Below are 14491 nucleotides of genomic sequence, written 5' to 3'. Positions count from 1 at the left end.
TAAAGAGAAAGAAACAATGGATATTCGTAAAATTAAGAAGCTTATCGAACTCGTTGAAGAATCTGGCGTCGCTGAGCTAGAAATTTCTGAAGGCGAAGAATCGGTAAGAATCAGCCGTAATATGACAGCTCCTGCTCCAGTACATTATGCAGCTGCCCCTGCTCCAGCTCCAGCGCAAGCACCTGCTGCTCCGGCCGCTGCTCCTGCAGCGCCAGCACCAGCCGCACAACCAGCTGGTCATCAAGTACTTTCTCCAATGGTAGGTACGTTCTATGGCGCACCAAGCCCAGATGCAAAACCATTTGTCACTGTCGGTCAAAGCGTTAACGTTGGTGATACACTGTGCATCGTCGAAGCAATGAAAATGATGAACCAAATCGAAGCTGATAAAGCGGGTGTGGTAACAGCTGTGTTGCTTGAAGATGGCCAACCGGTAGAATTTGACCAGCCACTCATCATCATCGAGTAAGCGAGGCTGTCCCTATGTTAGACAAAATTGTCATCGCGAACCGAGGCGAGATTGCGCTGCGTATTCTGCGCGCATGTAAAGAACTTGGTATCAAAACGGTTGCCGTTCACTCAACTGCCGACCGCGATCTTAAGCACGTATTGCTTGCGGATGAAACCATCTGCATCGGCTCTGCCCGTAGCATTGATAGCTACTTAAATATTCCGCGCCTTATTTCAGCAGCGGAAGTGAGTGGCGCAGAGGCGATTCACCCAGGTTACGGTTTCTTATCAGAAAACGCAGACTTTGCCGAGCAAGTCGAACAATCCGGCTTCACTTTCATTGGTCCGCGTGCTGAAACTATCCGCATGATGGGCGATAAAGTATCAGCCATCAATGCCATGAAACGCTCTGGCGTACCCTGTGTTCCAGGTTCAGATGGCCCACTAGATGGTGATGCAGAGAAGAACAAAGCACACGGTAGACGTATTGGCTACCCAGTCATCATCAAAGCCTCTGGTGGCGGCGGTGGTCGTGGTATGCGTGTTGTTCGTCGTGAAGAAGATCTTATTGAAGCTATTGATATGACTCGCGCAGAAGCCAAAGCGGCTTTTGATAACGATATCGTATACATGGAAAAATACCTTGAAAATCCACGCCACGTGGAAATTCAAGTCTTGGCTGATGGCCAAGGACATGCGGTTCACCTTGGTGAACGTGACTGTTCTATGCAGCGTCGTCACCAAAAAGTCGTAGAAGAAGCGCCGGCTCCTGGTATCACGGAAGAAATGCGCAAGTTCATCGGCGAACGTTGTACCCAAGCGTGTCTCGAAATCGATTACCGAGGTGCAGGTACGTTTGAATTCTTATATGAAAACGGCGAATTCTTCTTCATCGAGATGAACACTCGTGTACAAGTAGAACACCCAGTCACTGAAATGGTCACCGGCGTCGATATCATTAAAGAGCAACTGCGCATTGCAGCTGGCCTACCTTTGTCATTTACCCAAGATGATATTAAGATTCGTGGCCACGCTGTCGAGTGTCGTATTAACGCTGAAGATCCAGAACGTTTCCTACCGTCTCCAGGTAAAATTGAAATGTTCCATGCTCCAGGTGGTATGGGAGTTCGCTGGGAATCTCATATTTACTCTGGTTACACGGTTCCTCCGTACTACGATTCTATGATTGGTAAGTTGATCACTTACGGTGAAACGCGTGATGTTGCTATCGTTCGTATGCGTAATGCACTAAATGAAATGATTGTTGAAGGGATTAAAACCAATATCTCACTACAACAATCGATCATGTTGGATGAACATTTCCAACATGGCGGTACTAACATCCATTATTTAGAGAAGAAGCTAGGCCTATAATTACGTCCTACGCTCTCTTTATAAATAATAAAGGTCACCATTGGTGGCCTTTTCATTTATCTGCCTTATTAAAAAAGGAGATCGCATGTCTAAGCTTTCTGACTTATACCATCAGGCGCACAAAGAAGCGATTCTGGCATTAGCGTTAGCCGGTTTATATTTTGTTTGGTGGTATGCCACCGCCTATGGATTTGCTCCCGATATTAACGATACTCAGTTACCAACCTTAGTGATGGGATTTCCATTATGGTTTTTCTTATCATGCATTGTTGGACCTGTGCTATTTTGCGGCTTGTGTTATTTGATGGTGAAATTCTTCTACCAAGATATTCCTCTCGATCCCAATGCAGAGGATGTCAGTGATGAATAGCCAACTACTTATTCCTTTAGTGATCTATTTAGTAGCGGTCTTTGCTTTAGCAGCTTTTACTCGACGTTTCAAAAGCAAAAATCACTTTCTCAATGAATACTTCGTGGGTGGGCGTAGCATGGGAGGCTTTGTGCTTGCCATGACTCTCTCTGCGACGTATGCCAGTGCTAGTAGCTTTATTGGTGGGCCTGGAGCTGCCTATAAAATGGGGTTAGGCTGGGTATTGCTTACTATGATCCAATTGCCTGTCGCTTGGCTCACACTCGGGGTGTTGGGCAAAAAATTTGCGATTGAAGCACGCCGTCATAATGCGGTTACCGTCAACGATATTCTCTATGCCCGCTTTCAAAGCCGGCCTGTAGTGATTATTGCCTCACTTGCGCTGTTATTGGCCTTTTTTGGGATTATGGTGGTGCAATTTGTCGGTGGTGCGCGTTTACTACAAACCGTCACTGGCCTGCCTTATGAGCAAGGTTTATTTATTTTTGCACTCACTGTCGGTTTGTACACAACCATTGGTGGCTTTCGTGCGGTAGTCCTCACCGATGCCGTACAAGGCATTATGATGCTGATAGGCACCGTTGCCCTCCTCGCTGGGGTCATTCATGCAGGTGGCAGCTTTGGGGATTTAGTGATGAAATTGCACGACATCGACCCAAATTTGATCACGCCATATGGCCCAAATCATTTCTTAAGCCAACCGTTTATTCTTAGCTTCTGGATGTTGGTATGTTTTGGGGTGATTGGCCTGCCGCATGCGGCCGTGCGATGCATGTCTTATCGCGACAGTAAGTCAGTACACAAAGGCATCATCATTGGAACCATAGTAGTCGCGTTGCTGATGTTTGGCACCTCACTGGCGGGCGCTCTGGGACGTGCACTCATCCCACATGTGAGCAGTCCGGATCAAATTATGCCAACCTTGATGATGACGGTACTTCCTCCAGTCGTTGCGGGGATTTTCTTAGCGGGGCCGATGGCCGCTATTATGTCGACCATTGATTCACAGCTGATTCAAGCCTCAGCCACGATATTAAAAGACTTATATCTTAACTACATTAACCCATCATTGGCCGACAAACCTAACAGCGAGCGAAAACTCAATCGGCTTTCACTCTGGGTAACGGCCATCTTTGCATTGTTAGTGTTTTGTGCCGCGACGAACCCGCCAGACATGATCATTTGGCTTAATCTCATGGCGTTTGGTGGCTTACAGGCGGCCTTCTTATGGCCTTTGGTTCTAGGGTTATATTGGCAACGTGCTTCGGCTACAGGCGCCCTATGCTCTATGCTAAGCGGTATTGGTCTGTTTATCGCGCTAAGCTGGTTTAAACCAGATCTAGGCGGTGTACACCCTATCGTACCAACGCAAGCCATCAGTTTATTAGTCTTCGTCGTCATGAGTTTTATTAAGCCTACAACACGGCCATCACTCGCATCACAACCCTCTTAATACTGACTAATATCAGCACAATGGAGCCTATGGCTCCATTGTTTATTTTATCGACAATGATACGGCGTGAGATCAGATGCCATTGCGGTTAGGATCTGCTAAACTTCGCGCCAAATGTCATAATGAGAGTCATGTAAAATGCCTTGGATTCAAATTAAGCTTAACGCTACCAATGAAAACGCCGAAGCGATTGGCGATATGCTCATGGAAGAAACTGGTGCCTTATCCGTTACATTTCTTGATGCGAAAGACACACCGGTGTTTGAACCGCAGCCAGGAGAAACGCGTCTATGGGGCGATACCGATGTCCTCGCACTCTACGATGCCGAAACCGATACCGCTCTTGCCGTGACCCAAATCCAAGCAAGCGGGCTGGTAGCAAAAGATTTCGCTTACAAGGTTGAACAGATCGAAGACAAAGACTGGGAACGTGAGTGGATGGATAACTTCCACCCAATGCAATTTGGTGAGCGCCTATGGGTATGCCCAAGCTGGCGTGATATTCCCGACCCTAGCGCGGTAAACGTGATGCTTGACCCTGGCCTGGCATTTGGTACTGGCACACACCCAACCACCGCTTTATGTCTTGAATGGCTCGACGGACTCGACCTTACCGGCAAAACAGTGATCGACTTTGGTTGTGGCTCAGGCATTTTAGCCATTGCAGCGGTAAAACTTGGCGCCGCAAAAGTGGTCGGTATCGATATCGATCCACAAGCCCTACAAGCCACCCAAGACAACGCTGAACGTAACGGCATAAAAGATCAAATCGAGGTGTACTTACCTCAAGATCAACCAGAAGGTTTGAAGGCTGACGTCGTCGTCGCTAACATCCTTGCGGGTCCTTTGCGTGAGCTTTCTGCAGTCATTAAAGGCTTAATCAAGCCACAAGGCGCATTAGCAATGTCTGGCGTTTTAGACACCCAAGCAGAAGATGTCGCCAATTATTACCGTGATGAATTGGTCATTGACCCGATAAAAGAGATGAAAGAGTGGTGTCGTATCACTGGATATAAATTGAGTTAAGGGAAGGTTTTGCAGTTAATCGACTGAAAAGCATACAATTTCCAAAAACAATTTGTAAATGCTCAAATATTAGGCTTTTCACGCAGTGAAAAAATGCGTAAAATGCGCGCCCTTGCTGGTACAGAACTGTGAAGACGTTTTGAAAATCGGAAATTATCAACTCAAGAACAAACTTATCGTTGCCCCTATGGCAGGAGTTACAGACAGACCGTTTCGAGAGTTGTGTCTACGCTATGGAGCAGGAATGGCTATCAGTGAAATGATGTCAGCTAATCCGGCTGTATGGGGAACGTCGAAGTCAAAAAATCGCATGGTGCACGCGGGCGAATCGGGCATTCGTTCTGTGCAAATCGCTGGAAGTGACCCACAGCTTATGGCCGAGGCAGCGCAATACAGTGTTGAAAACGGTGCGCAAATCATCGATATCAATATGGGCTGCCCAGCAAAGAAAGTGAATAAGAAACTGGCTGGTTCAGCATTACTGCGTTATCCAGATGTCATTAAAGACATTTTGACAACAGTGGTGAATGCCGTGGATGTCCCAGTAACACTGAAGACACGCACCGGTTGGGATACAGAAAATAAGAACTGTGTCTACATCGCTAAATTAGCCGAAGACTGCGGCATACAAGCTTTCGCTCTTCATGGAAGAACAAAGGCCTGTATGTACAAGGGAGAGGCGGAATACGACAGCATTAGAGCCGTCAAACAGGCTATTACGATCCCGGTTATCGCTAACGGTGATATCGAGACTCCGGAAAAAGCCAAATTTGTACTGGATTACACCGGTGCTGACGCTTTAATGATTGGACGTCCCGCCCAGGGTCGTCCTTGGATTTTCCAGGAAATCCAACACTATTTGGAAACCGGCACCACGATGCCTGCACTGCCCTTAGGGGAAGTAAAAGACATCATGCTTGGTCATGTACAAGCTCTGCACCTGTTTTATGGTGACTATCTTGGCCCCCGTATTGCACGTAAGCATGTCGGGTGGTATCTAAAAGAGCATGGACACGCGAGTGAGTTTCGCCGTACCTTTAACGCCATCGAATCCGCGTCGCTGCAATTAGAGGCGCTCGAAGGTTATTTTGATAACGTTGCATAATATTAAGAGAAGAGCTAGACCGAATATGTTCGAACAAAATCTGACTTCAGAAGCTTTAACAGTAACAACCGTAACTTCACAAGATCAAATCACGCAGAAACCATTACGTGATTCAGTTAAAGCATCTCTTAAAAATTACCTGGCTCAATTAAACGGTCAAGAAGTAACTGAACTTTACGAATTAGTTCTAGCGGAAGTTGAACAACCACTACTAGACACTATCATGCAGTACACTCGCGGTAACCAAACTCGCGCAGCGACGATGATGGGTATTAACCGTGGTACACTTCGTAAGAAGCTAAAAAAATACGGCATGAACTAAGCCGGCATCTTAGCAGATGAATGACTCAGAAAACCGCTCGACTATAGAGCGGTTTTTTTTGCCTATAAACCTCACCAGTCATCATTATCTCAGTGTACAAGCGTACCTATTAGTCGACTTTGGTGTATTGTGGCTTGTTCATCAAAGTTTTATACCACCGACCATACAGTGTCATCGTTTATCTCCCATACTCGTAGTATTGTCATGAGTGACGGAAAACTCCACATAGCGAGATAGGGAAAACGAATGAAGACATACCGTAGCTACATGATAGTTTTATTGGGGATGTGGTCTACTATAGCGGTGGCAAGCCCACTTAAAGCCACCCTAAATCAATTACAACATCAGTGGGCGGTGTGTGAATATCAAAAGGCAGACGAGGAAAAAAAGCAAACCTGTTTTCAGGCCCTTGTGGGTGACACAAATCAGCATCTCTCAAAACACCCAGACAATCTACAGCTACAAACCGCATTAGCTATTAATCTTGCTTCTTTAGCGAGTGTCTCAGGAACATCGGATGCGCTAGATCTCATTAAACAAGCAAAACATCGTTTAGAACCACTCCAAGCTACCACGACAGGCCAGTTGCACACTGCAGTGCTCGTCACGTTAGGCGCGCTCTATTACCGCGCACCGGGCTGGCCAATCAGTTTTGGCGATGATGATAAAGCCGCTGCATTGCTCAGTGAGGCCGTTGAACTTAGCCCCAATGACATTACTGCACGCTACTTTTATGGGGACTTTCTCGCTCAGCAAGGTCATAAGCAGCAAGCGATATACTCACTAAAGCGCGGCCTTGAATCTCAATCTCCCCATTTACATCCCCTAGTGATACAAGGCAGAAAACAAGATATCCATCGGCTGCTCAATACACTACGCAACTGACATCATTTTTATTGGTTATTATAAAACCGCTCTGATACTGTATAAATATACAAAAAAGGAGTCGCGCGTTATGTCAGCCATTCATATTCAATATTATCAACACCCGTATGCGGAATTTATTCTCGGTAGTTATCAACATCAGTTGTGTTTATGTGACTTTCGCTACCGTAAATTACGCGATACTGTCGACAACCGAATCAAACAAGGTCTCAACGCGGAGTTCATTGAACAGACTGACGAGGTCTTAGAAACCACCAAACAGCAACTAAGTGAGTATTTCCAAGGAGAGCGGAACGCCTTTGACTTGCCATTGCTTACCGTCGGGACTCCATTTCAAAAATCGGTCTGGCAAGCCCTACAAACCATCCCGTATGGACACACCACAGCCTACGGCGATCTTGCCAAGCAACTAGGACAACCGACTGCGTTTCGAGCCGTTGCCAATGCCAATGGCGCCAATGCGCATGCCATTATTATTCCTTGCCATCGTGTGATCGCCAGTAATGGCGGATTAGGTGGCTACGGCGGTGGTGTCCCCCTCAAACAGAAACTGCTCGCCTTGGAAACTCGCTTAATCTAATACGCCCCAATAAAAAGGCCAGCCCGAATGAGGCTGGCCTTGACTCTCTGCGCAGAGCAAATATCTGTAATCGCTATCCTTGATTCGAATCAGAGAGTGGTGAGCTCGCCGCTTGCTTATCAGAAGAAATACCGATATCACGTAGCTTTTTACCCGACATCAAGTTCGCTTCAATTGACTCGAGCGTAATCCCTTTGGTTTCCGGCACCATAAACACAGTCACCAGTACAAAGATAATATTAAAGCCAGCGTACAACCAGAAAGTCTGCGCCGTGCCAATACCACTAAGCAAGCTTAGGAATGTCGCGCCCAATACCATATTAGCGATCCAGTTCATGGTAGTAGAACAGGCAATACCAAAGTCACGTCCTTTCAATGGCTGCACTTCTGAGCACAATACCCACACCATAGGTGCCGCGCTCATTGCATAGCCACAAATACAAATGATGGAAGTGAGTACAGCAAGATAAGAGAAGTACACCGGAGCATGCCCCGTTAACACGAACTTGAGCAATAAACCAAGACAGAACATCCCTGCGCCCATCACGGTAAAGCCAATTTTCAGGGCAGGTTTACGACCCCAGCTATCCGCCATACCAATGGCGATAAAGGTCGCCAATACAAAAGCAAGACCAACGAGAACGGTACTGAACATTTGTTCCATTTTGCTGGTAAACCCTGCCATTTCGAAGATCTTCGGCGAGTAATACATCAAAATATTCATGCCCGTAAATTGCTGCATAAACTGAAGGACTAAACCTAAACCGACACTACGGCGAAAGTTCTTATTGGCTTTAAATAATGCAAAACCAGATTGCTTCACTTTAAGGCTGGCGATGATCTCTTGATATTCTTGGCTCGCTTCGCGTTCATCCATACGTAACGACAACAAAACACTCTGTGCTTCTTGCATGTAACCACGCGAGGCTAACCAACGTGGTGAGCGCGGCATAAAGTATACCGATATCACCAAAATCGCCGTAGGAATCAAAAGCACAGCAAACATCATGCGCCAGTTGCCCGTTTGCGCAAACCACGTATCCGATAAAAATGCGACCAAGATACCAACCGTTACCATCAATTGATAGGTCGCAATACGGCGGCCACGTACAGCTTTGTCTGACATTTCCGATAAGTACAATGGCGCAGCAAACGATGCAATACCAATTGCAAACCCTTGTACCACGCGAAATACCAACATTACATCGATATTGTTTGAGAACGTGCAGCCCAGTGTACCGATGGCAAAAATCACGCCTCCCCACATTAAGCTACGTTTACGTCCGAGTATGGCAGAAAGCCAGTTATTAGAAATAGAACCAAGCGTAGCCCCCAACATCATGGTGCTCACAATCCACTCTTGCTGGTGAATTGAAATGCTCCACTCTGTGGTAATAAAAGGCAACGCCCCAGAGATGAGCCCGATATCGAGCCCAAATAACAGTCCAGCTAAAGAAGCTGCAACGGTGATGAGAAAGTTGTAGTTAAACATAATTATTCTTCATTCTTATGCATAGGGTAGGCACATCATAAACAACGAATAAGAATAAACAGGAGGCAAAATCTCACCCTAGAAAAGTGAGCGCTTTTCTATATTTTTTTAGCGAAATAATACATATTCATGGCGTGAATTTTCCAAAAAACAGAAAAAACAATAGTTAAACAACTGAAAATAATAAACAAAAATTAAACCCATCATATCAATCAATAACCATTTACTACATATGACCAAAAATTAACCAATTAAAAACAGTTCTTTTACTTTTGTGATGTAGGGAAAATTCTCAAGCTATGGCTAATCTATGTTTATTCTAACGCGGATAAAATTGAACAATGACTGGCATCTTGCTCCGCTTTACCACAGCAAGCATCATTGATTTTTTTTAACGCTAAGCGAATGCGCTGTAGCTCTTGCAGTTTATCGTCAATTAACGTTAGTTTCGCCGTGGTGATCGCTTTCACTTCTGCGCAGCTATGTTCAGTAACCTCTAAACGAATATCAAGTAACTCTTTAATATCATCTAAACTTAACCCTACCGCTTTGGCTTTAAGAATAAAAATCACCTGATGCTGGTTATCCGCATTATATAAACGATACCCAGACTCACTGCGTCCGGCTGGGACTATCAAACCATTTTTTTCATAAAAGCGCAGCGTATCTGTCGAGACATCGCACCGTTTTGCCAGTTCACCGATTTGAAACATCGTTAACCTCGTTATTAATTCAATGACAATTTTCTCTTGAAAAATCGCTTTAATGCGATTATTTTCGCATGCCAAACGATTGCGCGAGCTTTTTACTATGAAATTAGTTAGAATACGCGCCATAAAGAAGTTCTGGATTGAAGGTGTTTACCAAAACAGAGTCTATCTATTTCGCTCATCCCTCATAGGGACGTTTTGGCAAGTATCTTTCATCATAAACTCCAAGAATTTGAGGAAAAGGGAAGCATGAAGAACGCTCGTCCAATCCGTCGTGCACTCATTAGCGTATCAGATAAAACTGGTATTGTTGAGTTTGCCAAAGCGCTAGCAGAGCGCGGTGTCGATATTTTGTCTACAGGCGGCACTGCTCGTCTACTCGCAGAAAAAGGCATTGCCGTTACAGAAGTTTCCGATTACACCGGTTTTCCAGAAATGATGGATGGCCGCGTTAAGACGCTTCATCCAAAAGTTCACGGTGGCATCCTAGGCCGTCGCGAGCAAGACGATGCCGTAATGGAGCAGCACGATATTCGCCCTATCGATATGGTGGTTGTCAACCTTTACCCATTCGCAGACACCGTCGCCAAAGAAGGCTGTACGCTCGAAGATGCCGTTGAGAACATCGATATCGGTGGACCAACCATGGTACGTTCTGCCGCTAAAAACCACAAAGATGTAACCATCGTGGTAAAAGCTGATGACTATAGTCGTGTTCTATCTGAAATGGATGCTAACGACAAATCCTTAACGCTCAATACCCGCTTTGACCTAGCGATTGCCGCATTTGAGCACACCGCTGCTTATGATGGCATGATCGCCAACTACTTCGGTACGATGGTGCCATCGTACGGTGAGAACAAAGAAGGTGACGAAGAATCGGCTTTCCCTCGTACATTCAATATGCAATTCGAGAAAAAACAAGACATGCGCTACGGTGAAAATAGTCACCAATCAGCGGCGTTCTATGTCGAAAGCAATCCTGAAGAAGCCTCTGTAGCAACGGCCAAGCAAATTCAAGGTAAAGCGTTATCTTACAACAACATCGCGGATACTGATGCAGCACTTGAATGCGTGAAAGAATTCACCGATCCTGCGTGTGTCATTGTTAAGCATGCAAACCCATGTGGTGTGGCGATTGCCGACAACATCCTCGATGCGTACGAACGTGCCTTTAAAACCGATCCAACGTCTTCTTTCGGCGGCATTATTGCATTTAACCGCGAGCTCAATACTGAGACAGCACAAGCCATTGTCGATCGTCAATTCGTTGAAGTGATTATTGCGCCAAGTATCTCAGCTGATGCTCTTGCCATTGTCGCAGCCAAGAAAAACGTGCGTCTATTAGAGTGTGGTCAATGGACGACCAAAACCACTGAGCGCGAAGTAAAACGCGTTAACGGCGGTTTACTTGTGCAAGACCGTGACCAAGGTATGGTGTCATTAGATGAGTTAACAGTCGTGACTAAACGCCAGCCAAGCGAGCAAGAAATGCAAGATGCGCTGTTCTGCTGGAAAGTCGCGAAATTCGTTAAATCGAACGCCATTGTGTACGCAAAAGACCATTCGACCATTGGTGTCGGCGCAGGCCAGATGAGCCGAGTATACTCAGCGAAAATTGCCGGTATTAAAGCCGCAGATGAAGGCCTAGAAGTTGCAGGAAGTGTCATGGCCTCTGATGCATTTTTCCCCTTCCGTGACGGTATTGATGCAGCAGCAGAAGCTGGAATCAAGTGCGTGATTCAACCGGGTGGTTCAATTCGTGACCAAGAGGTTATCGAAGCCGCTGACGAGCATGGTATGTCGATGATCTTCACTGGTATGCGTCACTTCCGCCATTAAGATGCAAGCAAAGACTCTCAGGCAATTAGCCTGAGAGTCTGTCTTCTTTACAACACGAAATAAACAACACCTCGCAAGTCCTCACTGCACAAGGATTGAAAGATGAATGTATTGATAATTGGTTCCGGCGGCCGTGAGCACGCTTTAGGATGGAAGGTCGCGCAAAATCCCGCGGTAGAAACCGTGTACATCGCACCCGGTAATGCGGGCACGGCTCTAGAGCCAAAACTTCAAAATGTAAATATTGCCGTTGATGATATTAATGGCTTAGTTTCCTTTGCCCAAGAACATTCCCTCGCAATGACCATCGTTGGGCCAGAAGCGCCACTGGTTATTGGTGTTGTCGATGCTTTCCGCGCGGCCGATCTCCCTATCTTTGGCCCGACACAAGCAGCCGCTCAGCTAGAAGGCTCCAAAGCGTTCACGAAAGATTTCTTAGAGCGCCACCAAATTCCGACAGGAGCATACGCTAACTTTACTGACATTGAGCCAGCCTTGGCTTACGTTCGCCAGCAAGGCGCACCGATTGTCGTGAAAGCGGACGGCTTAGCGGCCGGCAAAGGCGTCATTGTCGCCATGACACTTCAAGAAGCGGAAGATGCGATCAAAGATATGCTGGCTGGCAATGCCTTTGGCGATGCCGGCAGCCGTGTCGTCATTGAAGAGTTTCTGCAAGGCGAAGAAGCCAGCTTTATCGTTATGGTGGATGGCAAAAATGTACTCCCAATGGCCACCAGCCAAGATCATAAACGTGTCGGAGATAACGATACCGGTTTAAATACCGGTGGTATGGGCGCTTACTCCCCTGCCCCTGTTGTTACGAGCGACATTTACGAGCGCATCATGAATGAAGTGATCTACCCAACCGTAGAAGGCATGGCGGCAGAAGGTCATCCTTATACTGGCTTTTTGTATGCTGGCCTTATGATTGACGAATCAGGCACACCAAAAGTTATCGAATATAACTGCCGTTTTGGCGATCCTGAAACGCAACCTATTATGATGCGCTTACAATCGGATCTACTCGAACTTTGCCAAGCAGCCGTCGCAGAGAAGCTCGACCAAGTTGAATCTCAATGGGACGAACGCGCTGCTGTTGGGATTGTGCTAGCCGCAGGCGGGTATCCAGGTAGCTATCAAAAAGGCGATGTCATTACTCTGCCAAGTAATGACACGCAAGAACAGAAAGTGTTTCATGCAGGTACGTCAACTAACCAAGATGGTCAAGTTGTAACGAACGGAGGCCGAGTGCTGTGTTCGACCGCATTAGGCAAGAGTGTACAAGAAGCACAGCAACGTGCTTACGCACTCGCCAAGCAAGTCTCTTGGGACGGTATGTTCTGTCGTAGTGATATTGGCTTTCGCGCTATTGCTCGCGAGCAACAATAACTCTCACCATAATAAAAAGGGCGTGACCACTGGTCACGCCCTTTTTTATTGATTGCTCATGTGAATTAACAAGCGCGACACTCAGTCGTCAACTTCATTCTCAGGCGTCACGCAGCCATGATTACTCTCTTTGAGCATCAACATCGTCTCCATCTTCACTGTGTCGCCAGAGCGCTGACCAACAAAGGCAATATAGCTCTTGGAAGATTCTAAACGCTCAACGATCGCATCCGCAACCGTATGATTAAACGTTAACAAAGCAAATTGTTGCCCATTACACGTTTCAAAGGCCTGTCCATTCCAATAGCCTTGGATTAACTCTAAACCTTGTTTATGTTCATCGGTAGTGACTTTTAAAACATCACGAGCTTGTTGCTGATATTGCTCTGTTTGCTGTTGCGATAAAGGAAATACTTTTCCATCGACTCGATAACGCTGATAAATCGCATCACCATGAGCATCAAACCGCAGTAATGTTTCGAAAGGAACCACTTCACCGTTTTTCAGGCTTTCACCTTGACGCGCGACTTCACGCACTACGCCATCTGTCCACTGATAGGTTGTCTTATACCCGTGTCCGTCACCCGTCACGACATAATCCGCCGCTTGGGTTACCGTCTGTTTATTTTGGGTTACCCAAAATAAATGAACATCATGACCTACTCGCTCTCCGCCGCTCAATACCTGCTTAGCGTTAGAACCGTTCGCATCACTAAAACTACTGCATCCAGCCAGTAGCATCGTGGTTAAACAGCAAACGAAGGGGAGACGGTATGTTTTCATCATTATCGTTCGAAATAATGACGCCGAGAGCTCCCGACGTCATAAAGACTGATTTATTTTACAGAGTCTTTCAGTGCTTTGCCGGCAACGAATGCTGGAACGTTCGCTGCTGCAATTTGGATTTCATCACCCGTTTTAGGGTTACGGCCAGTACGTGCTGCACGGTGGTTAACTTTGAATGTACCAAAGCCGATTAGTTGAACCTGATCACCTTCTTTTAGAGCACCTTCAACAGCGCCAAGAGTTGCTTCAAGAGAGGCTTTTGCTTGTGCTTTAGTTAGGTCTGCTTTCTCTGCAATAAAATCGATCAATTGGGTCTTATTCATTAGGTTTCCCTTCTTTATAGGTTATCGAGTTGAGTTCACTCTAAAACATAAATAGCCCGTATGGCAAAGGTTTGTCGCGTAAGATCAGCGACTCTGACGCACTTTTGACCGTAATATGAGTGCGATCTCACAAATTGTTAATCCTTGACCAATTTTATTGGCTAATTTTGACGCAACGAATCGCAAGATAGCAATCACATGCTACCCACTCAAGTCAGTCATGGCCTGCGATTTAGCCTTGCAAGCACCACTAATTTTATGACAATCGCGTGACAAAACGTCGCTTATTATGGCTGTATTTTACGTCCAAAATTGCGCTCTTTAGTGACAGTAACATGCACAAAAACAAAGCATAAAAAAACGGAGCTATCACTACAGCGACAG

General features: G+C 46.1%; 15 protein-coding genes. 11 read left to right on the top strand and 4 right to left on the bottom strand.

Going from position 1 to position 14491, the window contains the following annotated elements; translation table 11 throughout:
• Positions 1-16 precede the first annotated feature (16 nt).
• The 9 genes from accB to OCU30_RS00920 all read left to right on the top strand — a co-directional run bounded on the left by accB (position 17) and on the right by OCU30_RS00920 (position 7565).
• Entirely contained in the window at positions 17-469 is a 453-nt protein-coding gene (accB, locus tag OCU30_RS00960) for an acetyl-CoA carboxylase biotin carboxyl carrier protein (RefSeq protein WP_077313744.1), read from the top strand.
• A gap of 14 nt (positions 470-483) precedes the next feature.
• A complete protein-coding gene (gene accC, locus OCU30_RS00955) occupies positions 484-1824 on the top strand; it encodes an acetyl-CoA carboxylase biotin carboxylase subunit (protein WP_077313745.1) in 1341 nt (446 codons plus the stop codon).
• Between the two features lie 85 nt (positions 1825-1909).
• Complete coding sequence (locus tag OCU30_RS00950; protein WP_077313747.1) at positions 1910-2194, top strand: YhdT family protein; 285 nt, start codon at positions 1910-1912, stop codon at positions 2192-2194.
• Positions 2187-3647 (top strand): sodium/pantothenate symporter, encoded by a 1461-nt coding sequence (gene panF / locus OCU30_RS00945; protein WP_077313749.1) that lies wholly within the window; start codon positions 2187-2189, stop codon positions 3645-3647. Before OCU30_RS00950 ends, panF begins: the two co-directional genes overlap by 8 nt.
• A 138-nt stretch (positions 3648-3785) precedes the next feature.
• Positions 3786-4673, top strand: coding sequence for a 50S ribosomal protein L11 methyltransferase (prmA, locus tag OCU30_RS00940; RefSeq protein WP_077313751.1), 888 nt, complete (start codon positions 3786-3788; stop codon positions 4671-4673).
• A gap of 139 nt (positions 4674-4812) precedes the next feature.
• On the top strand, positions 4813-5778 hold the full coding sequence (gene dusB / locus OCU30_RS00935) for a tRNA dihydrouridine synthase DusB (protein ID WP_077313753.1): 966 nt from the start codon (positions 4813-4815) through the stop codon (positions 5776-5778).
• Positions 5779-5803: 25 nt separating this feature from the next.
• Positions 5804-6100 (top strand): DNA-binding transcriptional regulator Fis, encoded by a 297-nt coding sequence (gene fis / locus OCU30_RS00930; protein ID WP_000462885.1) that lies wholly within the window; start codon positions 5804-5806, stop codon positions 6098-6100.
• 246 nt (positions 6101-6346) lie between these two features.
• Entirely contained in the window at positions 6347-6985 is a 639-nt protein-coding gene (locus OCU30_RS00925; RefSeq protein ID WP_077313755.1) for a tetratricopeptide repeat protein, read from the top strand.
• A gap of 70 nt (positions 6986-7055) precedes the next feature.
• The gene (locus OCU30_RS00920) at positions 7056-7565 is read left to right on the top strand and encodes a methylated-DNA--[protein]-cysteine S-methyltransferase (RefSeq protein ID WP_077313756.1); all 510 of its coding nucleotides are present in this window, start codon (positions 7056-7058) and stop codon (positions 7563-7565) included.
• Positions 7566-7638: 73 nt separating this feature from the next.
• Here the strand turns inward: OCU30_RS00920 and OCU30_RS00915 are convergent, their stop codons facing one another.
• The gene (locus tag OCU30_RS00915) at positions 7639-9057 is read right to left on the bottom strand and encodes a sugar porter family MFS transporter (RefSeq protein WP_077313758.1); all 1419 of its coding nucleotides are present in this window, start codon (positions 9055-9057) and stop codon (positions 7639-7641) included.
• A gap of 314 nt (positions 9058-9371) precedes the next feature.
• Positions 9372-9770, bottom strand: a complete 399-nt coding sequence (gene zntR / locus OCU30_RS00910; protein ID WP_077313921.1) for a Zn(2+)-responsive transcriptional regulator — start codon at positions 9768-9770, stop codon at positions 9372-9374.
• 246 nt (positions 9771-10016) lie between these two features.
• On the opposite strand from zntR, the gene purH reads away from it, so the two are divergent.
• Positions 10017-11609, top strand: a complete 1593-nt coding sequence (gene purH, locus OCU30_RS00905) for a bifunctional phosphoribosylaminoimidazolecarboxamide formyltransferase/IMP cyclohydrolase (protein WP_077313759.1) — start codon at positions 10017-10019, stop codon at positions 11607-11609.
• Between the two features lie 102 nt (positions 11610-11711).
• Positions 11712-12998 carry a phosphoribosylamine--glycine ligase gene (gene purD, locus OCU30_RS00900; protein ID WP_077313761.1) on the top strand — a complete coding sequence of 429 codons (1287 nt, stop codon included), beginning with the start codon at positions 11712-11714 and terminating at the stop codon, positions 12996-12998.
• An 81-nt stretch (positions 12999-13079) separates the two neighbouring features.
• On the opposite strand, the gene OCU30_RS00895 is transcribed toward purD, so the two are convergent.
• Positions 13080-13784: a DUF1481 domain-containing protein gene (locus OCU30_RS00895; protein ID WP_077313763.1), complete on the bottom strand. Its 705-nt coding sequence runs from the start codon at positions 13782-13784 to the stop codon at positions 13080-13082.
• A gap of 50 nt (positions 13785-13834) precedes the next feature.
• Positions 13835-14107 (bottom strand): nucleoid-associated protein HU-alpha, encoded by a 273-nt coding sequence (hupA, locus tag OCU30_RS00890; RefSeq protein ID WP_077313765.1) that lies wholly within the window; start codon positions 14105-14107, stop codon positions 13835-13837.
• Positions 14108-14491: the final 384 nt, after the last annotated feature.

Source organism: Vibrio palustris (assembly GCF_024346995.1).
GTDB lineage: Bacteria > Pseudomonadota > Gammaproteobacteria > Enterobacterales > Vibrionaceae > Vibrio > Vibrio palustris.
Note: the sequence above shows the minus strand (reverse complement) of the source record. Positions and strands in the feature narration are given on the sequence as shown.

Excerpts from the sequence above, each read along its gene's own strand:
- accB (WP_077313744.1), top strand. The coding sequence starts at position 17 with ATGGATATTCGTAAAATTAAGAAGCTTATCGAACTCGTTGAAGAATCT.
- accC (WP_077313745.1), top strand. The coding sequence starts at position 484 with ATGTTAGACAAAATTGTCATCGCGAACCGAGGCGAGATTGCGCTGCGT.
- OCU30_RS00950 (WP_077313747.1), top strand. The coding sequence starts at position 1,910 with ATGTCTAAGCTTTCTGACTTATACCATCAGGCGCACAAAGAAGCGATT.
- panF (WP_077313749.1), top strand. The coding sequence starts at position 2,187 with ATGAATAGCCAACTACTTATTCCTTTAGTGATCTATTTAGTAGCGGTC.
- prmA (WP_077313751.1), top strand. The coding sequence starts at position 3,786 with ATGCCTTGGATTCAAATTAAGCTTAACGCTACCAATGAAAACGCCGAA.
- fis (WP_000462885.1), top strand. The coding sequence starts at position 5,804 with ATGTTCGAACAAAATCTGACTTCAGAAGCTTTAACAGTAACAACCGTA.
- OCU30_RS00925 (WP_077313755.1), top strand. The coding sequence starts at position 6,347 with ATGAAGACATACCGTAGCTACATGATAGTTTTATTGGGGATGTGGTCT.
- OCU30_RS00920 (WP_077313756.1), top strand. The coding sequence starts at position 7,056 with ATGTCAGCCATTCATATTCAATATTATCAACACCCGTATGCGGAATTT.
- OCU30_RS00915 (WP_077313758.1), bottom strand. The coding sequence starts at position 9,057 with ATGTTTAACTACAACTTTCTCATCACCGTTGCAGCTTCTTTAGCTGGA.
- zntR (WP_077313921.1), bottom strand. The coding sequence starts at position 9,770 with ATGTTTCAAATCGGTGAACTGGCAAAACGGTGCGATGTCTCGACAGAT.
- purH (WP_077313759.1), top strand. The coding sequence starts at position 10,017 with ATGAAGAACGCTCGTCCAATCCGTCGTGCACTCATTAGCGTATCAGAT.
- purD (WP_077313761.1), top strand. The coding sequence starts at position 11,712 with ATGAATGTATTGATAATTGGTTCCGGCGGCCGTGAGCACGCTTTAGGA.
- OCU30_RS00895 (WP_077313763.1), bottom strand. The coding sequence starts at position 13,784 with ATGATGAAAACATACCGTCTCCCCTTCGTTTGCTGTTTAACCACGATG.
- hupA (WP_077313765.1), bottom strand. The coding sequence starts at position 14,107 with ATGAATAAGACCCAATTGATCGATTTTATTGCAGAGAAAGCAGACCTA.